Source organism: Streptomyces sp. NPDC020801, from assembly GCF_044334385.1.
GTDB lineage: Bacteria > Actinomycetota > Actinomycetes > Streptomycetales > Streptomycetaceae > Streptomyces.
Genome location: NZ_JBIRST010000005.1, coordinates 173,687 through 191,519 on the forward strand (window position 1 = coordinate 173,687; position 17,833 = coordinate 191,519).

A 17,833-nucleotide genomic window follows, 5' to 3' on the forward strand; every position below is an offset into this window, starting at 1 on the left:
GACAGCTGTGCGGGCGGCCCGGTGGCAGGAGCCAAGGCCCGCTCGCCCATGTCGACTACGGCTTCGGCTCGAGGTTCTTCAGGAACTGCTCCGGCATCAGCGGGCACCACACCGCGGGCGGGACGTCCCAGTCCTGCGCCTTCCAGTCCGCGGTGATCTGGTCGATGTCGGAGAAGTACTCGATCCAGCTGCCCCAGGGGTCCCGGACGTAGTGGAACAGGTTGGAGCCCAGGGTGTGCCGGCCCAGGCCCCAGCCGACGCTGTGGCCCTTGTCCGCCATCACGCGGGCGCCCATCGCCAGTTCGTCGATGCCCGCGACCTCCCAGCTGGAGTGGTGCAGGCCCGGGTGGCTGCTCTGGATGAAGCCGAAGACATGGTGGTCGCCGGGGCCGGGGTTCATGAAGACGACCTTGCCGGTGATCCGGTCGGACACTCTCAGGCCGAGGGCGCGCTCGTAGAAGTCCTGCGAACGGTTCACGTCCGAGGAGAAGACCAGCATGTGGCCCAGCCGCCGGGGGCGCGGCACCGTGTCCGCCTTGAGCCAGCTGGGCTCGTCGACTCGCCGGTAGTCACCGGCCACGTTCTGCTTGACGGGTTCCACCGGGCGTGGCGCGGCGAGTTCCTGCTCGCGCACGTTGACCGCGGTGCCGTCCGGGTCGCGGAACCACAGGCCGCCCTCGGGACCGCCGGCCGGGGCGTCCTGCAAGGGGATGCCGAGAGACTCGAGGTGACGCTGCAGCTCGGGCAGGGAGCCGTCCGGCGCCGCGAAGGCGACGTGGTGCAGACGCTTGTCGTGTCCCTCGACGAGCAGCGTCTGGTCCTGGTCGCGGCCGTCGCAGCGTACGACCAGCCGGTCGTCGCGTTCGTCGACCGTGAGCCCGAAGTCGGTGTAGAAGTCCTTGCCCTGGGCCAGGTCGGGCAGTTGCAGGCCGTAGTGGAGAAGTCCGCTGACGCGCATGGTGCTTTCCTTCGTTGGTCGCATGGGTTCCGGAGGGCCTCGTCGCTCACCGTGGTGGCGGGCCGCCTGGGTTTCGCACATGTGCCCAGAGCCGGTCGAGCAGGGGTGGGCCGGCGGCCCGCCAAGCCGTGATCTCTTCGCTGGTGAGGGCGTGGATCGCCCCGGCCTGCCGCGCCGCGAGGTGCAGTCGGCAGGTGGTGTCGAGCAGCCACATACGGGCGACGGCGTGCCCGGGTGTGCCGCCGGTGGTGAGGGCGCCGTTGCCGCGCAGGACGACTGCGTCGGCGTGGCCCAGCGTGCGGGCGGCACTTTCGGCGATGCCGGCCGAGCGCATGAGCCGCGCGTCGTCGTGGACGGGTACCGCTGCTCCGAGCAGTGCGCCCTGCCCGTGCAGGGGCGGGATGGCGCCGGATGCCACCGCACCGGCCGCGAAGGCGGTTTCCGGGGTGGCGCGGGCGACGGCACGTACGTCGGGTCGCACCCGGTAGACGGCCAGGTGCGCCCACGCCTCGCCCGGTGCGTGCGCGGGCAACGCCGTCGAGTCCAGCGGGATGTCCAGGAGAGTGCCGGCGGTGGCCCCGGCGAGATCGATCGGGGGTGTGATCAGCATGCGGTCGCCGTGCCGTGCCGATACATGCCCGAATGCCGAGACCAGGCCCAGTGCCGCGAGGGTGCGTGCCGCGACGGCCACCTCCCCGGGCAGGGTGGCTGCGTACGGCTCGGCCGCCGTCCGCTCGCTCATGCCGCGAGCCCGCCGGCGGCCTCGGGCGGCGCGGCGGCCGACTCGGCGGCGAGTGCCGCGAACAGCGGAGCGGGGTCGATGTGGATCCGCAGCGAGGTGACCGCTCCCGAGGGGGCGCGTGCGATGACCGTGACGCAGGGGAGCGTCAGCTCGGTGCCGCCGCGCGTGGTGTAGTGGACGCGGGCTTCGAACAGCACGGTTCCCCGGTCGTCCGCCTGCCAGCAGTTGCGCCACTCGTGTCGTATCCCGGAGAGTGCCGCGCGCAGGTTGTCCAGCAATTCACGTATCGCGACATGCCCGACTGCGGGTGGGTTGTTGCCGAACACCATCTCCCCGTCGGGGGCGAACCGGTCGAGGACGCGCTCGATCAGCTGTGCGTCGATGTCGGCGTAGAAGGAGTCGGTCCAGCCGATCCAGTCGGGCGTGCCGGGCATCCTTGTTCCTTTCGTCCGTGTCGGTGGGTTCCGCCGCTCGTGTCAGGTCAGGCGGTGTCGGTCGCGGAGCGGCGGCGCATGGCGTCGCGGGTCGCGGTGAGGGCCTGGAGGTAGTCACCGGTCATCGTCGCGGTGCTTGTCGCCTCGGCCTCGGAGCCGCCGGGGACGCCGGCCTGGACCAGGGCGAAGGTGAAGCGCAGCCGCAGGTCGTCGCCCTCGCCCTCGATCTCGTTGGCGATGGTGCCGAGCACCGGGCCCGACAGCCGGGTGAACACCACGCGATGCGGCTCTTCGAGCGTGATCCGCTCACGGAAGTCCACGCCCCGGTAGCGGATGTCGCGGTCGAAGGAGGTGTCGCCGTGCCGCTCGACGACGGTGCAGTGGCTCATCGAGGGGACGAACGGCAGGGCGTTGCTGGCCTTGAGTACCAGTCCCTCCCACACGGTGGCACGGTCCAGCCGGGGCTCGCCGGGCTCGTTGACGGGCACGACGTGGGTCACGAAGATCATCGTTTCTCCTCCGGCCGGCGGTACTGCCGGCCTGGTTGGGGATGTTTGCAGGCACGGCGTGCTGCCGGCCTGGTGAGGGTGGTCGGTGGACCGGCGGTGCTGCTGGCCCGGTAAGGGTGGTCTGCGGGGCGGCGCTGCTGCCGGCCCGGTACGGGTTTGTCCTCGGGCCGCGCGGCTACGAGGCCGCCGTGTGCACCGCGTGGGGCAGCTGGCGCTGCCGGGTAGTGGGCGCCACCGGCCCGCGCCACATGTCGAGCGACGAGGGCTGCTCGGGGTCGAACACGCGTGGGGTCCACGACGTGTCGTCCTCGATGGGCTGCCCGCCGACCGCGTATTCGTAGGTGAGGTTCTCGGGGCCGCGGAAGTAGAGGAACACCGAGCCGGAGGTGGGGTGCCGTCCCGGTCCCATGACGATCTCCACGCCCCGGTCGGTCAGGAAGTGCCAGTTGCGCATCAGCGCGTCGAGGGAGCCGACCTGGAAGTTGATGTGACAGAGGCCGGCTTCCTCGCCCCGGAACACGGCGAGTTTGTGATGGACGGGGTCGATGCGCATCAGACACGCGCGGTCGCCGACCCAGTCCGACACGCGCGCGTTGAACGTCGTGGACCAGAACCGGTGGGCCTCGTGCACATCGGGCGCGTCCAGGCACAGGTGCCCGAACTCGGTGATCCCCGAGTCGCGGGCCGGCCGCAACGGCTCGGCGGAACGATATTGCGCCGCGGCCAGTTCTATGCGGTTGCCGAAGGGATCGTCGAAGGCGATGTACTCCGGCACCCCGCGGGAGCGGGCCCCCGCCCGATCGCCGCGTTCGACCCGGAGGCCCTGCTTCTCCAGTTCGCTCTCCGCGGCGGCCAGGGCCTCGTGCCCGGCGACAGTGAAGCCGGAGGAGATGACGCCGGAGCGCCCCTGGACGAAGGTGAGGCAGTGGCCCCGGGGGTCGGCGCGCAGATGCGCCACTCCGGGCTCGTCGGAGTCGACCACTTCGAGGCCGACGATGTCACTGGCGAACCGGACGGCGCCTTCCAGATCCTCGGCACCCGAGCGCACGTAGGCGATGTCGGTCAGGGTGATCACGGGGTGGTCCCTTCGTCGTAGCCGAGGTAGCCGCGCGCCCGAACGCTGTCCGGCCAGCGTTCGCAGAGCGAGCCGGTCAGCTGGGTGCGCAGGCACAGCGATGTCTCGCAGCGGCAGGTGTGCAGGGTGTCGGCGGCGCCGGCCTCCACCTTGCGCGGCCAGTCGGGATCCACGAAGAGCGGCCGGGCCAGGCCCACTGCCTGTGCCTGCTCAGACCGGAGGACCCGCGCCGCCATCCTGGGATCGCCCAGGCCGCCGTTGGCCACCACGGGGATCCGCACCGCGCGTTGCAGCGCTGCCGTGTCGTGGAGCGAGTAGCCCGGCTCGCTGAGTATGTCCGCGTTGTGAGGAAGGCGCATGGTCTCGAACGTGGCCGGCACGGCGAACAGGAACGCGGCCCCTGCGTCCTCCAGCAGTGGAGCGAGCCGCACGGCGTCCGACAGGCTCCACCCGCCCTCCACACGCTCGTCGCTGAGCAGGTGCACGCCGACCGCGAAGTCCGCACCGGTGCTCGCGGTGACCCAGCGCACCACCTCCAGCGGGAGCCGGGTGCGCGCCTCGAAGCCGCCGCCCCACTGGTCGGTGCGCCGGTTGGTGCGCGGCGAGAGGAAACCGGACAGCAGGAAACCCTGCGCCATGTGGATGTCCACACCGTCGAACCCGGCGCGCTGGCACAGGTTGGCGGCCCGGACGAAGGCGTCGATGGTCTCCTCGATCTCCTCCGGGGTGATCTCCTGCGGGGTGACCACCCGGCCCGGCGTGAGCTCGAAGGGGATCGCGGACGGGGCGAGGCGGGGGCGGCTCTCGTACTCCTCCCAGGGCCCCGCGTACCGGCCGGCGTGCACGAGCTGCGCGATGGCGAGGGCACCGTGCACGCGGATCTCGGAGGCCAGCCGCCTCAGTCCGGGCAGTTGTTCCTCGTCGCTCACCAGTGTCTGCAACGGCATCTGCCGGCCCGTGACGCTGATCGCGAAGTTCTCCGTGATCACCACGCCGGCGCCGCCCCGGGCGCGGCGGGCGTAGTGCTCGATCTCGCGGTCGGTCACGGTGCCGTCCGGGTTGGCATAGCCGACGGACATCGGCGCCTGCACGATCCGGTTGCGGGCCGTACGCCCGCCGAGGCGCAGCGGCGTGAACAGCGGTGCGAGGTCCGCTGTGTCGGCCGTGCGGCTCGCGTCCGCGGTGGAGGTCATCCCTGCTCCATGGTGTTCGAGTGCGCGACGGCGTGGGGCGGCTCGGCCTGCCGTACGTCGTTGCGGAGCACGCCGATTGGTTCGATCTGGATGCGCAGCCGGTCGCCGTCCTTGAGCGCCATGCCCTTGGCGGCGCCGACGCCGGCCGGGGTACCGGTGGCGATCACATCGCCCGGCTCCAGGGTCATCAGCACGCTGGCGGCCGAGACGAGCCGCGCCACGGTGAAGATCATGTCCTCGGTGCTTCCGTCCTGTTCCAGCACGTCGTTGCGCCACAGCCGGATGGGCAGCGCCTGCGGATCGGGTACGAACCAGGACGGCGTCACGCCGGGCCCGATCGGTGTGAAGGTGTCGCGCCCCTTGGACGCGAGCCAGTCGTAGGCGAACGGGGGCGCCAACGGGTCCGGCCGGGCGTGCAGCCCGCGCGCCGAGATGTCGTTGACGATGGTGTAGCCCGCGACCGCCTCCAGCGCCCGCTCCACCGGCACCCGGTGGGCCCGTCGTCCGATCACCACGCCGAGTTCGGCCTCCCAGTCCACGCGGGCCTCGGGGTCACCGGGGATGGAGACCGCCTCTCCGGGTCCGGCGATTGCTGTGGGCGGGAGCAGGAAGAAGTACGGCTCCATGCCGTCCGGCACTTCCCCGACGCCCATTTCCCGCAGGTGGTCGCGGTAGTTGGCGCCGGCGAAGACCAGCTTGCCCGGCCGTGGCAGAGGTGACAGGAGGCGTACGGCTTCGAGGGGTTCGCCCTCGGTGGCCCGCCAGGCGCGCAGGACCGGCTCCAGCTCCGCCCAGTCCCGCAGCGCCGCCCCCACATCGGGATACCGCTCCAGTGTCGGGTGGCGTCGTACTCGTCCCTCGGTGTCGGTGTCGGTGTCGGCGGCGGCGACGAACGACGACGCTCCCGGCTCCTCGGGACGGCAGGTCACCAGGTTCCATACGGACATGCGAACTCCAGGCATCGATTGTTTGCCGCGCCATGATTCGGGAGCAGCCTGCTGAAGTGTGGAAGCCAGCAATGTGATGGTGGCTTGCTGGAACAGACTGCATACAGTTTCCGATCCAGTCAATAGGTCGACCAAGTGTTGACTTCGTCGGTCGAAAGTGTACACAGTTTGAGGGCGCTGCCCGCCTGGACGTGGCAGGCGGCGCACTCGACCGACCCGCACCGACCCGATCGGAGATCGCCATGACGGATGTCGCCGTACCCCCAGCGGGGCAGGCCGAGTGGGTGGCGTCATGACCGCAGCGCCCCTGGCCAAGGCGGCGGACGCCCTCCTCGCCGCTCACAGCAGCCGGGTCCCGGTCGAACCGCTCGTGGACACGTACCGGGGCCTGACGCTCGCGGACGCCTACGAGATCCAGCTGCTGCAGATCCGCCGCCGCGTCGCCGACGGCGCCCGGATCAAGGGCCACAAGGTCGGCCTGTCGTCCCCCGCCATGCAGCAGCAGTTGGGCGTGGACCAGCCGGACTACGGCCATCTGCTGGACGACATGTTCTGGCTGGAGAACGCGCCGGTGCCGACTTCCCGGTTCCTGCAGCCGCGGGTCGAGCCGGAGATCGCCTTCGTGCTCGGGCGTCCCCTGGCCGGACCGGGAGTCACGGTCGCGGAGGCCGCCGCGTCCGTGGACTTCGTCCTGCCGGCGCTGGAACTGATCGATTCACGCATCCGCGACTGGCGCATAGGGATCGTCGACACCATCGCGGACAACGCCTCCTCCGGGGGCGTCGTGCTGGGCAGCACCCCGGCCCGGCTGACGGACGTCGATCTCCGCCTCGCCGGGTGCACGCTGCACCGCAACGGCGACCTGGTCGGCACCGGGGCGAGCGGCGCAGTGCTCGGTTCGCCGCTGACGTCGCTGGTCTGGCTGGCCAACACCGTCGGCGCACGCGGTGTGGCCCTGGAGGCGGGGCAGGTCGTGCTGCCGGGTTCCATCACCGCCTCCGTCCCCGTCGGTGCGGGGGACACCGTCACCGCCGTCTTCGCCGGAATCGGCAGCGTCACGGCCCGCTTCACCGAGGAGAGAGCATGAGCAAGGTGACCGCGGCCATCGTCGGCCCCGGCAACATCGGCACCGACCTGCTCGCAAAGCTGCTGCACAGCCCGACGGTCGAGGTCCGCTGCATGGTCGGCGTCGACCCGGCATCGGACGGGCTGGCCCGGGCCCGCGACCTGGGTCTGGAGACGTCCGCCGAGGGAGTGGACTGGCTGTTGTCCCGTGCCGAGCCACCGCAGCTGGTGTTCGAGGCGACCTCTGCCAAGGCGCACATCGCGAACGCGCCGCGCTACGCCGCAGCAGGCATCCAGGCGATCGATCTGACCCCTGCGGCCGTCGGCCCGCTCGTCTGCCCGCCGGTGAACCTGGAAGAGCACCTGGGCGCCTCCAACATCAACATGATCACCTGTGGCGGGCAGGCCACCATCCCGATCGTGCACGCGGTCTCCCGCGTGGTGCCGGTCGAGTACGCGGAGATCGTCGCGTCGATCGCCTCCCGGTCGGCCGGACCCGGAACCCGCGCGAACATCGACGAGTTCACCGAGACCACCTCGCGCGCCATCGAGCGGGTGGGTGGCGCCCGCAGGGGCAAGGCGGTCATCATCCTCAACCCGGTCGATCCACCGATGATCATGCGCGACACGGTGTTCTGTGCCATCCCGGCGGACGCCGACCGGGACGCCGTCAGCGAGTCGATCGTGCGCATGGCCGGCGAAGTGGCCGCGTACGTCCCGGGCTACACGCTGCGGGCGGACCCCCAGTTCGACGATCCGCGCCCCGAATGGAGGGGACAGGCCCGGGTGGCCGTCTTCCTCGAAGTGCGCGGCCGGGGCGACCATCTGCCGCCCTGGGCAGGGAATCTCGACATCATGACGGCCGCGGCCGCTCGCGTCGGCGAGCTGCTGGCGGACGCCCGGACCACGGCGGTGACCTCATGACCACCCTCCCCGATGATCAGCAGCCGCGCAGGCTGCGGATCACCGACTCCACCCTCAGAGACGGCTCGCACGCCGTGCGGCACCAGTTCACCGAGGAACAGGTGCGCGGTGTCGTGCACGCCCTCGACCTGGCGGGCGTCGAGGTCATCGAGGTGGCCCACGGCGACGGCCTCGGCGGCTCCAGCTTCAACTACGGCTTCTCCAAGGTGGACGAGATCCAGCTGATCGAGGCCGCCGTCGACGAGGCGGCCCGGGCGAAGATCGCCGTACTGCTGCTGCCCGGCGTCGGCACGGTCACCGACCTGAAGCGCGCCCACGCCGCCGGTGCGCGGGTGGCCCGGATCGCCACCCACTGCACCGAGGCCGACACCTCCGTCCAGCACTTCACCGCCGCCCGCGAGCTGGGCATGGAGACGGTCGGCTTCCTGATGCTCTCGCACCGCATCGGCCCGGCGGAACTCGCCGCGCAGGCGCGGATCATGGTCGACGCCGGCGCCCAGTGCGTCTACGTCGTCGACTCGGCCGGAGCCCTGGTGCTGAGCGACGCACAGGCCCGGGTCCGGGCCCTGGTGCGGGAGATCGGGCACGAGGCCCAGGTCGGCTTCCACGGCCACCAGAACCTCTCCCTGGGAGTCGCCAACTCGGTGCTCGCCTACCAGGGCGGTGCCCGGCAGATCGACGGCGCCCTGTGCGCGCTCGGCGCCGGCGCCGGAAACGCGCCGACCGAGGTGCTCGCGGCCACCTTCGAACGCCTGGGCATTCCCACCGGCCTGGACGTCGGCCTCGCGCTGGCCGCCGCGCAGGACGTGGTCAAGCCGTTCATCCCCCGGCTGCCGTGGATGGACCGCTCCTCGATCGTGCAGGGCTACGCGGGCGTCTACTCCAGCTTCCTGCTGCACGCCGAACGGGCCGCGGAACGCTACGGCGTACCCGCCCACGAAATCCTCCAGCAGGTCGGCGAGGCCGGCTACGTCGGAGGCCAGGAGGACATGATCATCGACATCGCGCTGAGGCTGGCCGAGGAGCGCGAGAAGGCGGGCGCGGACCGATGAGCTGGGACATCGCCCGCGCCGCCACCGCCTTGCTGGAGGCCGAGGACAACCGCACCGACCGCGGCCCGATGACCGACGAGTGGCCCGGACTCGACCTGGACACCGCCTACGCGGTGCAGGACGAGACGCTGCGCCGCCGGCTCGACCGCGGCGAGCACATCGTCGGCGTCAAGCTCGGCCTGACCTCCCGTGCCAAACAGGAGCGGATGGGCGTCGCCGCGCCGCTGACCGCCTGGCTGACCGACGGCATGCTGCTGCCGGCCGGAGCGCCCGTCCCACAGGACCGGCTGATCCACCCGCGCGCCGAACCGGAGATCGTGTTCGTGATGAAGGACCGGCTGGCCGGCCCCGGTGCCACCGCCGCCGGCGCCCTGGCCGCCGTCGGCTCGGTGTACGGCGGAATCGAAGTGATCGACAGCCGCTACCGCGACTTCCGCTTCACCCTGCCCGACGTGGTCGCCGACAACGCCTCCTCCGGCCGCTTCCTCACCGGCCCGGTCGGTGTGCCACCCGGGACGCTGGACCTGGCGCTGGAAGCCTGCCTGGTCGAGGTCGACGGCCAGGTCGCCGACAGCGCCACCGGTGCGGCCGTGCAGGGCCATCCCGCCGAGGCCCTGGCCCTGGCCGCCAACGAACTCGGCCGCCGGGGCCTGGCGATCGAGCCCGGCTGGATCGTGCTCACCGGCGGCATGACCGACGCCGTACCCGTACCGCCCGGTTCCACCGTCGCGGTGCACTTCACCCACCTCGGTTCTCTCCACCTGACGGGAGGCTGACATGCCGCTGATCGAAGTGACGCTGGTCCACGGACGGGCACCGGAGGAGATCCGGTCGCTGATCCACGAGGTCACCAGGGCGGTGGTCACAGCGCTGGACGTATCGCAGCAGAGCGTCCGCGTGGCCGTCCGGGAACTGCCGAAGACCCACTGGGCGGCCGGTGACGTCACCCTCGCCGAGCGGGAAGCGGCGAGCACGACCGGGGGAGCGGCGAGCTGATGGAGTTCCACGGTCATGTGATCGACGGCGAGGAAGTGGCCTCGCTCTCGGGCGCCACCTTCTCGTCCACCGACCCCTACACCCGCCGACCCTGGGCGGAGGCCGCCCTCGGCGACGGCGCCGACGCCGACCGCGCCGTGAGCGCGGCACGCCGCGCCTTCGACCACGGCCCCTGGCCGCGCATGGGCGCGGCCGAGCGCGGCCGAATCCTGCACCGCCTGGCGGACCTGATCGAAGAGCACGCCGAGGAAATCGCTCTGGCGGACACCCACGACATGGGCAAGCCGATCGCCCAGTCACAGGGCAACGACGTACCGCGCACGGCGGCGAACTTCCGCTTCTTCGCCGACCACGCGAGGCTCTCCACCTCCGAGAGCTATCCGATGGACACCGGCCACCACGCGTACACCCGCTTCGACCCGGCCGGGGTCGTCGCGGCGATCGCACCGTGGAACTTCCCGATGATGCTGGAGTCCTGGAAGGTCGCACCGGCCCTCGCCTGGGGCAACACGGTGGTGCTCAAGCCGGCCGAGGACACCCCTGTCTCAGCCACGCTCATGGCGCGACTGGGCCTGGAGGCGGGCATGCCGCCGGGCGCGTTCAACGTGGTCCACGGGTACGGCCCCGACTCGGCCGGCCAGGCCCTCACCGAGCACCCGGCCGTGGACCGGATCACCTTCACCGGCGAGTCCGGCACCGGCCGCGCCATCGCCGCCGCCGGTGCCCGCAACCTCACCCCGGTCAGCCTCGAACTCGGCGGCAAGGGAGCGAACATCGTCTTCGCCGACGCCGACCTGGAAGGCGCCGTGGAGTGGTCGATCCGCGCCGTGTTCACCAACTCGGGCCAGGTCTGCCTGGCCGGCTCCCGGCTGTACGTCCAGCGGGAGGTCTACGACGAGTTCCTCACGCGGTTCGCCGCGGCGGCGGACGCGCTGGTCATCGGCGACCCCAAACACCCGGCCGTCCAGGTCGGACCGCTGGCCTCCGCCGAGCACCACGCCAAGGTCGCCGGCTATGTGGACACCATCGCCGAACAGGGCGGCACGCTCCGCACCGGCGGCCGGGACGACGGCTGGACCATACGCCCCACCGTCATCACCGGCATGGACCACACGGCCCGGCACGCCCGCGAGGAGATCTTCGGCCCTGTCGTCGTCGTGATCCCGTTCACCACCGAGGCCGAGGCGATCGAACTCGCCAACGACACACCGTACGGGCTCAACGCGATGCTGTTCACCGAGAACCTGCACCGCGCACACCGTGTCGCGGCGGCGCTCCGGGCGGGCACGGTCTGGGTGAACTGCTTCTTCGTACGGGACCTGCGGGCCCCCTTCGGCGGCGTGGGCGACTCGGGGATCGGGCGCGAGGGAGGCACGTTCAGCCGGGAGTTCTTCACCGAGCCCAAGGCGGTGGTGATGCAGATCGACCCGGCGGCCGATCCTGAGCGGCCTTGAGACAGCCGAGGCCGGTCAGCACAGTAACCGGCCACCGCTACCGCGACATCGGCGGGCCGGACCTCGACAAGCCGCGAGTTCAGCAACCTTGCAGGTACAGCGCCCTCCTGCAAACCCGGCCTGCGTGAAGCGGCGCATCAGAGTCCGTCCCCTTCCTCACTGCTCAAGGGGTTCCATACACTGGGGTACTCAACCGGCCGGCGTGTGGACAGCTCTGTCGACGTGCACATCGTCCCCCGGCTCGGATCGCGGAAGCTGAACTGGGTGACGCCGATCGTGGTGGAGCGTCTTGGGTGTGCAGGAACCGAAACACGTTCTAGTGGGCTACCGTCAGCAAGGCAGCGGACTGCATGAGTTGCGCGAGCGGGAAGTCGCCGAAGGGCGCCGTGACATCGGGACCGGGCGATCTTGTGCGGGGCGGGCGGCCGGGTCCGTGGGCGGCGCCGGTCAGCCGCCGAGCGTCCCCGGTGTCGCCTGCTCGGCCCAGATGACCTTGCCGTCCTTGGTGTAGCGCGTGCCCCAGCGCTCGGCGAACTGGGCCACGAGGAAGAGGCCCCGTCCGCCCTCGTCCGTGCTGGCCGCATAGCGCAGGTGCGGCGAGGTGCTGCTGTGGTCGGAGACCTCGAAGATGAGCGCACGGTCGCGGATCAATCGGGCCTTGATGGGTCCTGTGGCGTGGCGCATGGCGTTGGTGATCAGTTCGCTGCAGATCAGCTCCGTGGTGTCCACGAGGTCCTCCAGCTCCCACTCCATGAGCCGGGCGGAGACGGCAGCGCGTACGCGGCGAACGGCGGCAGGGTCGCACTCCACGTCCCACTCGGCGACCTGCCCGGGCCCCAGCACCCGCGTACGGGCGACGAGCAGCGCGATGTCGTCGCTCTGGAGCTCCGGGAGCAGGGCGTCGAGCACGGCGTCGCAGGTCTCCTCGGGCGACTGGTCCGCGCGCGCCAGCGTCTCGCGCAGCAGCCGGAGCCCGGTGTCGACGTCCAGGTCGCGGCGCTCGACGAGGCCGTCGGTGAACAGGACGAGCCTGCTGCCCTCGGGCAGACGCAACTCGGCGCACTCGAAGGGCAGTCCGCCGATGCCGAGGGGAAGGCAGGACGGCACGTCCAGGAACTCCACCGTCCCGTCGGGGTGTACGAGCGCGGGCGCCAGGTGGCCGGCGCTGGCGATGGCACAGTCGCCGGACACGGAGTCGTAGACCGCGTACAGGCAGGTGGCGCCGGTGACGGTGGTCTTGTCGCCGGCCGCGATCGCGTCCTGGTCGATGAGGGCGACCAACTCGTCGAGATGGCTGAGGAGTTCGTCGGGCGGCAGGTCCAGGGGAGTGGAGAAGTTGTGCACGGCGGTGCGCAGCTGCCCCATGGTGGCTGCGGCATGCAGTCCGTGCCCGACGATGTCGCCCATGACCAGCGCCACCCTGGCGCCCGGCAGCGGGATGACGTCGAACCAGTCGCCACCGACCGCCTGCGCGGGGAGGTAACGGGAAGCGACCTCGACGGCGTTCTGCTCGGGCAGCGCGCGGGGCAGCAGTCTCCGCTGCAGCGCCACGGCCAAGCCGTGCTCGCGGGTGTAACGGCGTGCGTTGTCGAGGGACACGGCGGCTCGGGTGGCCAGTTCGGCCGCGAGGGAGAGATCGTCCTGATCGAAGGGCTCGGGCATCTCGGAGCGCCAGAAGTGGACGACGCCCAGCAGCACGCCGCGGGCGGACAGCGGCGCCGTGATGAGCGAATGGATCCCGTAGTCGATGATGCGGGAGCCCCGCGCGGGGTCCACCTCCTGCCATCGCGTGGCATCACGCAGACGAGGCACCAGGACCGCCTGCCCGCTCTCGACGCTGCGGGCCTGTGGCGAGGACGGCCCGAAAGTGATCAGGTCACCGACGGCGAAGAAGGGAGCGTCGTCGCGGATGCCGCTGACGGCCGCGCGCTGCATCCGCTTACTGCCGGTGCTTGTGCCGTTCGTCCCCAGTTCCTCGTCCCGCAGCACGGACTCGGCCAGGTCGACGGCGACGTAGTCGGCGAAGCGCGGAACCGCGACCTGCGTCAGCTCTTCGGCCGTACGGGTCACATCGAGGGTGGTGCCGATGCCGCCGGTCGCGTCGTAGAGCAACTTCAGCCGCCACCGGACCAGCTCGACCCTCTGCGACGCCTCGCCGATCATCTCCATCACTTCATCGGTGCCGACCTCCTCCTCTCCGGCCACTGCGGCGACCGCAAGCCGCGCGGACGCGGCGCCTACCGAACCAGCGAGCTGGGCTTCCGCGTGATGGACCAGCTCCGGCGGCGCCTCGGCTGCCAGTGAGTCGGGTCTCCCTCCAGGGGAGGAGCGCAACGCCCGCTGGGCGCCCTCCCGCCCGAGGAAGCGCTCCAGCAGGTTCTGCAGTTCGCCGACCGTGGCACGGACCTGCCAGCGCCGCTCCCTGACAGGCTCTTCGAGGATTTCGACGAACTGCACCGCCTGCGCCCGCTCGGCAGCGTCCGGTCGGTCCGCGAGGGAGACTGCGACATACCCGCCGAAGTTCAGCAGTGCACTCCAGAACATCGCATGGCTGATCGGGTCCATTCCCGCCAGGCCGAACAGCTGCTGTGGCCGGAGCAGCCCAATGCCGAGCGGGCCCTCCCGCAAGAACGAAGCAGACAGCAACCCGGCATCGGCGAAGGTCGGCAGCACCAGGGTGTACGCCCACACGGCGAACCCCGCCACCAGGCCGACCAGCACGCCCCGGCGGGTACCACCCTTCCAGAACAGGCCGCCCAGGATGGCGGGCGCGAACTGTGCCACAGCCGCGAACGACACCAGGCCGATCGACACCAATGCCGTCTGCTCGCCCGCAACCCGAAAGTACGCGTACCCGAGCAGCAGGACCAGCACGATGGTCGCCCGGCGAATGCCCAGCACCATCCCGGCGAGGTTGTCCCGGTGCGCCAGCCGGGATTTGCTGCGCAGCAGCAGCGGCATCACGAGTGAGTTCGACACCATGGTGCTGAGCGCGGTCGTCTCGACGATGACCATGCTGGTGGCCGCGCTGAGGCCGCCGATGAAGACGAGCAGTGCGAGTGCCTGCTGGCCTCCGGCCATCGGCAGGGTGAGCACATAGGTGTCGGCGTCGACGGCCTTTCCGAACCGCAGAAGCCCGCCGGCCGCGATCGGAAGCACGAAGATGCTGATCGCGAGCAGGTACAGCGGGAACAGCCACATCGCCCGCTTGAGGTGCTTCTCGTCGACGTTCTCGACGACGCTGATCTGCCACTGCCGGGGCAGCAGCACGATCGCCAGCATGGAAAGCACCGTGAGCCAGACCCACATGCCGTAGCCGGTCTGCTCGCGCAGCGTGAACATCGTGGTGAGGCCGGCGTCCGCGGCCCGGGAGAACAGGTCGTGGAGCCCCCCGAACATCCAGAAGGCCACAAAAATCCCGGCCGAGAGGAACGCCACGAGCTTGACCACGGACTCGAACGCGATGGCGGCGACCATGCCCTCGTGGCGTTCGGTGGCGTCCAGATGACGGGTGCCGAAGACGATGGTGAACGCGGCGAGCACCAGCGCTGCATACAACCCGGTGTCCTGAAACAGCGGGATATGGCCCGGCTCGGAGGTGACCGCGGGGTGCCGCCGAATGACCGCAAAGGTGGTGGAGACCGCCTTGAGCTGCAGCGAGATGTAGGGAACAACCCCCACCACAGCGATGATCGTCACCAGGCAACCCAGCGCGGTGCTCTTGCCGTAGCGGGCGGAGACGAAGTCGGCCAGCGAGGTGATCCGGTGCCGGTGGCTTATCCGGATGATTCTGCGCAGCACCAGCCAGCCCAGCGCGAGCATGAGCGTCGGCCCCAGGTAGATCGGCAGGAAGCCGACTCCGGCCCTGGCGGCCCAGCCCACGCTGCCGTAGTACGTCCACGAGGTGGCGTACACACCGAAGGACAGCGCGTAGACCGTGGCATTGTTGATGATGCTCCGACCGGAATCCGCCCGCCGGTCACCGTAGAAGGCCACGGCGAAGAGCAGGCCGAGGTACCCGGCCGAGACGGCGACGATGAACCAGGTCTGGAGCACGGCCTACCTCGATCTGCCGCCGATCACGGCGACCAGACCGATCACGATCGCCCAGACGAGAAACAGGTAAGCCCAGAGAACCGGGACGCCGAAGACCAGGCCCATGTGATCGAAGCGCGCCAAGAACGGCGGAACGATCAGCACGAACCCCGACGCCGCTACGCCCGCCAGGCGCAGACTGAGCTGCTCGTCGTCTCGCGACTCCGCCATGAGCCGCCTCCACATCCTCAATGTCACGCTTTGTGACGGGCACCCGAATTTGACCGATGTCATACCGCGGTGTCGATCGGCGCCGTAGTGACGCGCACTCTGCTCAGTTCAACACGGCACCGAGACGCCTGCTACCTCGCCGAACCCCCACCTCCACCACCTGCTGTGCGTGAAGGACGGCCGGCCGACCCCGGCACGCCCATTGAACGTCGGCAGCTGTGTGCCCTTCTCGGCGGAGGAGGTCTGGCCGTTCATCGCACTGATCACTCGTCAGGAAGGTCAGCCCCGAGTCAGTGTGAGTCCTCGAACACCTGCCGACAGCTGACCGGACATGCGGAACGATGTAGCCTCCGGTGAACGCCCTTGACCTGCCGAAGCAGGCAGGGAGCAGACGAATCGGGAGTTTCTTCGTGTTTCGTACAGTATTCAAGTCCAAGATCTAGCGTTTGGGTATTTTCGCAGGTCAGGGGCATGATAGATGCCCCCCTGGTCAGCAAGGGGTCAGCATGCGTCGCATTAGCGTCTCCGCTTGCTGACCTTCCGCACGCTGCGCAGACGCGGGTGCGTGATCACTGACTTGCACTCGGGAGGTTCGATACGTGGCCCGACAGCTCGCCCGCGGCATGGGGTCCTTTTTCAAGGACGGCGATTGCGCGAAGCAGACTCGTTGCCCGTACCCGTACCGTACCCGTACATGATTCGATTCAAGGACGCTGCTCGGCAAGCAGCGTGAAGAGGTCGGCTACGGCACGCAGGACGACGCGATCGAGCGCCGCACGCAGATCTATGCGGAGAAAAAGAACACGGCACCATCCATTGCCGAGGCTCGCCGTGAGCTCGGACAGAAGACCGTCGCGGAATACGCGAAGCAGTGGCGACCCTGGCAGCGCAGGATGACGGAGTACTCCACGGACGAGCACGTGGACAGCTCCATCGACGTGTACATCGTCCCCCGTCTTGGACCGAGAAAGCTGAACTCTGTCACGCCGGTCGTGGTCGAGCTTCCTGGACGAGTTGGAGACCGGCGGGGTGGGCCGCGGAAACCAGGTGAACATATTCCGCGTCCTCAAGGCCATCCTGTGGGACGCTTATGGCAAGGGAGCCATGGCAGATGACCCTGTAAAGGGAGTTTAGGAGCCGGAATATGTCCGCGAGAGGGTGGTCATTCCCGTCTCTCGACTATGTGAAAACGGTGCTGACCGTCGCGGATCACATCCTTGCGCTCGAAATCGTCATGATGGTGGGCTGCGGTTTGCGAAATGGCGAGGCGCGCGCGGTGAATGTGAACAATGTCGTGGCGGATGACGTCTACCGGGTTCACGAGCAGATCCACTCCAACACACACAAGCCGGCGAAGCTCGAGCACCGCAGGGCGGGGAGTTCCGAGAGGTTCCTCTGTCGCGGTCGGTACGGGAGGCGATGGAGCGCTACGAGGAGAAGTACGGAGCCACGAAGGAGGAGTACCTGCTGCGCGGCCCGAGCGGCTACTACACGGAGCCGATGGAACGCCAGCGTGTCCAAGAGCTCTTCAAGGAGCTCCCTGCAGCGGAGGGCGTGGGGATTTACAGCTTCCGGCACTACTTCGCCTCAAACGCCCTGCGAAGCGGGATACCGATCACCGACGTGGCGGAATGGATAGGCCACAAGTCCATCGAGGAGACGTATCGCACCTACCGGCACCTGATGCCTGGGAGCGTCACGAAGGCGGCTCGCATTTTGGACGCAGGCTTGTGGGAAGCGGCCTGATTCCATGCTGAGGTCAGCAGGTTCTTCGTCTGCTGGTGGCACGCCCTGCATGGTGGTCTGACCAGGAAAGACAGGAGTCGGGTTCGCCACCGGAGGAGTGTTGGCCCGCGTATGGTCCGGATCTTGATTCAGAGTAGGCGGGACAGCCCGCGACCCGCATACGCCGCGTAGATCGTCCCCACGTGCCCAGGCATGACCAGTACGGCAGGGGCAGTCCGGCGCGGGACGGGGTCGGTGAACGAGCCTGTGGCGGACGGCGAGGTAGGCGCGGGTGAGGGCGGTGGGCGCGGCGAGTGCGAGTCCTGCGAAGGGGGTGGTGCGCAGCAAGAGGTGACGGAATGTTCTGCGGTCCTGGTGCAGCAGGGAATCGGGTGCCGAGGCGGTGGCTGCGTCGGCGGGGCGGGCCCGCACCGCCGCGGCCAGGCCGAGGCCGAGCCCGTCCAGGGTGGAGTACAGGATGTAGCTGGTCGGT

The 17,833-nt window shown here is 69.7% G+C and carries 16 protein-coding genes and 1 pseudogene; 7 read left to right on the top strand and 10 right to left on the bottom strand.

Annotation, left to right across the window (positions count from 1 at the left end; genetic code table 11):
* Positions 1–55: 55 nt before the first annotated feature.
* From ACH4UM_RS12800 to ACH4UM_RS12830, 7 genes are all read right to left on the bottom strand, one after another.
* Positions 56–958 (bottom strand): VOC family protein, encoded by a 903-nt coding sequence (locus ACH4UM_RS12800; protein WP_398177041.1) that lies wholly within the window; start codon positions 956–958, stop codon positions 56–58.
* Positions 959–1,004: 46 nt separating this feature from the next.
* Positions 1,005–1,700: a class II aldolase/adducin family protein gene (locus ACH4UM_RS12805; RefSeq protein ID WP_398177043.1), complete on the bottom strand. Its 696-nt coding sequence runs from the start codon at positions 1,698–1,700 to the stop codon at positions 1,005–1,007.
* Positions 1,697–2,134: a nuclear transport factor 2 family protein gene (locus ACH4UM_RS12810; RefSeq protein WP_398177045.1), complete on the bottom strand. Its 438-nt coding sequence runs from the start codon at positions 2,132–2,134 to the stop codon at positions 1,697–1,699. Before ACH4UM_RS12810 ends, ACH4UM_RS12805 begins: the two co-directional genes overlap by 4 nt.
* A 47-nt stretch (positions 2,135–2,181) precedes the next feature.
* A complete protein-coding gene (locus ACH4UM_RS12815; RefSeq protein WP_398177047.1) occupies positions 2,182–2,643 on the bottom strand; it encodes an SRPBCC family protein in 462 nt (153 codons plus the stop codon).
* A gap of 175 nt (positions 2,644–2,818) precedes the next feature.
* The gene (locus tag ACH4UM_RS12820) at positions 2,819–3,718 is read right to left on the bottom strand and encodes a VOC family protein (RefSeq protein WP_398177049.1); all 900 of its coding nucleotides are present in this window, start codon (positions 3,716–3,718) and stop codon (positions 2,819–2,821) included.
* Positions 3,715–4,911, bottom strand: coding sequence for an NADH:flavin oxidoreductase (locus tag ACH4UM_RS12825; RefSeq protein ID WP_398177051.1), 1,197 nt, complete (start codon positions 4,909–4,911; stop codon positions 3,715–3,717). Before ACH4UM_RS12825 ends, ACH4UM_RS12820 begins: the two co-directional genes overlap by 4 nt.
* A complete protein-coding gene (locus ACH4UM_RS12830; protein ID WP_398177052.1) occupies positions 4,908–5,858 on the bottom strand; it encodes a fumarylacetoacetate hydrolase family protein in 951 nt (316 codons plus the stop codon). The genes ACH4UM_RS12825 and ACH4UM_RS12830 overlap by 4 nt, the downstream gene beginning before the upstream one ends.
* Before the next feature lie 292 nt (positions 5,859–6,150).
* Here ACH4UM_RS12830 and ACH4UM_RS12835 point away from each other — a divergent pair, with 292 nt between their 5' ends.
* Genes ACH4UM_RS12835 through ACH4UM_RS12860 form a run of 6 tightly spaced genes read left to right on the top strand, consistent with a single transcriptional unit; the run spans position 6,151 to position 11,349 of the window.
* Complete coding sequence (locus ACH4UM_RS12835; RefSeq protein ID WP_398177054.1) at positions 6,151–6,945, top strand: 2-keto-4-pentenoate hydratase; 795 nt, start codon at positions 6,151–6,153, stop codon at positions 6,943–6,945.
* Positions 6,942–7,847: an acetaldehyde dehydrogenase (acetylating) gene (locus tag ACH4UM_RS12840; RefSeq protein ID WP_398177056.1), complete on the top strand. Its 906-nt coding sequence runs from the start codon at positions 6,942–6,944 to the stop codon at positions 7,845–7,847. Before ACH4UM_RS12835 ends, ACH4UM_RS12840 begins: the two co-directional genes overlap by 4 nt.
* Positions 7,844–8,899, top strand: a complete 1,056-nt coding sequence (gene dmpG / locus ACH4UM_RS12845; RefSeq protein WP_398177058.1) for a 4-hydroxy-2-oxovalerate aldolase — start codon at positions 7,844–7,846, stop codon at positions 8,897–8,899. The genes ACH4UM_RS12840 and dmpG overlap by 4 nt, the downstream gene beginning before the upstream one ends.
* Positions 8,896–9,675: a 2-keto-4-pentenoate hydratase gene (locus tag ACH4UM_RS12850; RefSeq protein WP_398177060.1), complete on the top strand. Its 780-nt coding sequence runs from the start codon at positions 8,896–8,898 to the stop codon at positions 9,673–9,675. The genes dmpG and ACH4UM_RS12850 overlap by 4 nt, the downstream gene beginning before the upstream one ends.
* 1 nt (position 9,676) lies before the next feature.
* Entirely contained in the window at positions 9,677–9,895 is a 219-nt protein-coding gene (locus ACH4UM_RS12855) for a tautomerase family protein (protein WP_398177062.1), read from the top strand.
* A complete protein-coding gene (locus ACH4UM_RS12860) occupies positions 9,895–11,349 on the top strand; it encodes an aldehyde dehydrogenase (protein WP_398177064.1) in 1,455 nt (484 codons plus the stop codon). The genes ACH4UM_RS12855 and ACH4UM_RS12860 overlap by 1 nt, the downstream gene beginning before the upstream one ends.
* A gap of 447 nt (positions 11,350–11,796) precedes the next feature.
* Here ACH4UM_RS12860 and ACH4UM_RS12865 read toward each other — a convergent pair.
* From ACH4UM_RS12865 to ACH4UM_RS12875, 3 genes and pseudogenes are all read right to left on the bottom strand, one after another.
* Positions 11,797–13,497, bottom strand: a pseudogene (locus ACH4UM_RS12865) (SpoIIE family protein phosphatase); the annotation flags it as partial.
* A gap of 1,911 nt (positions 13,498–15,408) precedes the next feature.
* Positions 15,409–15,615, bottom strand: coding sequence for a hypothetical protein (locus ACH4UM_RS12870; RefSeq protein ID WP_398177066.1), 207 nt, complete (start codon positions 15,613–15,615; stop codon positions 15,409–15,411).
* Positions 15,616–16,777: 1,162 nt separating this feature from the next.
* Positions 16,778–16,948, bottom strand: a complete 171-nt coding sequence (locus tag ACH4UM_RS12875) for a hypothetical protein (protein ID WP_398177068.1) — start codon at positions 16,946–16,948, stop codon at positions 16,778–16,780.
* A gap of 86 nt (positions 16,949–17,034) precedes the next feature.
* Between ACH4UM_RS12875 and ACH4UM_RS12880 the strand changes: the two genes are divergently transcribed.
* Positions 17,035–17,361: a tyrosine-type recombinase/integrase gene (locus ACH4UM_RS12880; protein ID WP_398177070.1), complete on the top strand. Its 327-nt coding sequence runs from the start codon at positions 17,035–17,037 to the stop codon at positions 17,359–17,361.
* Positions 17,362–17,833 lie beyond the last annotated feature (472 nt).

Bases quoted from the DNA above. Each gene is read 5' to 3' on its own strand.
- ACH4UM_RS12800 (WP_398177041.1), bottom strand. From the start codon at position 958: ATGCGCGTCAGCGGACTTCTCCACTACGGCCTGCAACTGCCCGACCTG.
- ACH4UM_RS12805 (WP_398177043.1), bottom strand. From the start codon at position 1,700: ATGAGCGAGCGGACGGCGGCCGAGCCGTACGCAGCCACCCTGCCCGGG.
- ACH4UM_RS12810 (WP_398177045.1), bottom strand. From the start codon at position 2,134: ATGCCCGGCACGCCCGACTGGATCGGCTGGACCGACTCCTTCTACGCC.
- ACH4UM_RS12815 (WP_398177047.1), bottom strand. From the start codon at position 2,643: ATGATCTTCGTGACCCACGTCGTGCCCGTCAACGAGCCCGGCGAGCCC.
- ACH4UM_RS12825 (WP_398177051.1), bottom strand. From the start codon at position 4,911: ATGACCTCCACCGCGGACGCGAGCCGCACGGCCGACACAGCGGACCTC.
- ACH4UM_RS12830 (WP_398177052.1), bottom strand. From the start codon at position 5,858: ATGTCCGTATGGAACCTGGTGACCTGCCGTCCCGAGGAGCCGGGAGCG.
- ACH4UM_RS12835 (WP_398177054.1), top strand. From the start codon at position 6,151: ATGACCGCAGCGCCCCTGGCCAAGGCGGCGGACGCCCTCCTCGCCGCT.
- ACH4UM_RS12840 (WP_398177056.1), top strand. From the start codon at position 6,942: ATGAGCAAGGTGACCGCGGCCATCGTCGGCCCCGGCAACATCGGCACC.
- dmpG (WP_398177058.1), top strand. From the start codon at position 7,844: ATGACCACCCTCCCCGATGATCAGCAGCCGCGCAGGCTGCGGATCACC.
- ACH4UM_RS12850 (WP_398177060.1), top strand. From the start codon at position 8,896: ATGAGCTGGGACATCGCCCGCGCCGCCACCGCCTTGCTGGAGGCCGAG.
- ACH4UM_RS12855 (WP_398177062.1), top strand. From the start codon at position 9,677: ATGCCGCTGATCGAAGTGACGCTGGTCCACGGACGGGCACCGGAGGAG.
- ACH4UM_RS12860 (WP_398177064.1), top strand. From the start codon at position 9,895: ATGGAGTTCCACGGTCATGTGATCGACGGCGAGGAAGTGGCCTCGCTC.
- ACH4UM_RS12870 (WP_398177066.1), bottom strand. From the start codon at position 15,615: ATGGCGGAGTCGCGAGACGACGAGCAGCTCAGTCTGCGCCTGGCGGGC.
- ACH4UM_RS12880 (WP_398177070.1), top strand. From the start codon at position 17,035: ATGGAGCGCTACGAGGAGAAGTACGGAGCCACGAAGGAGGAGTACCTG.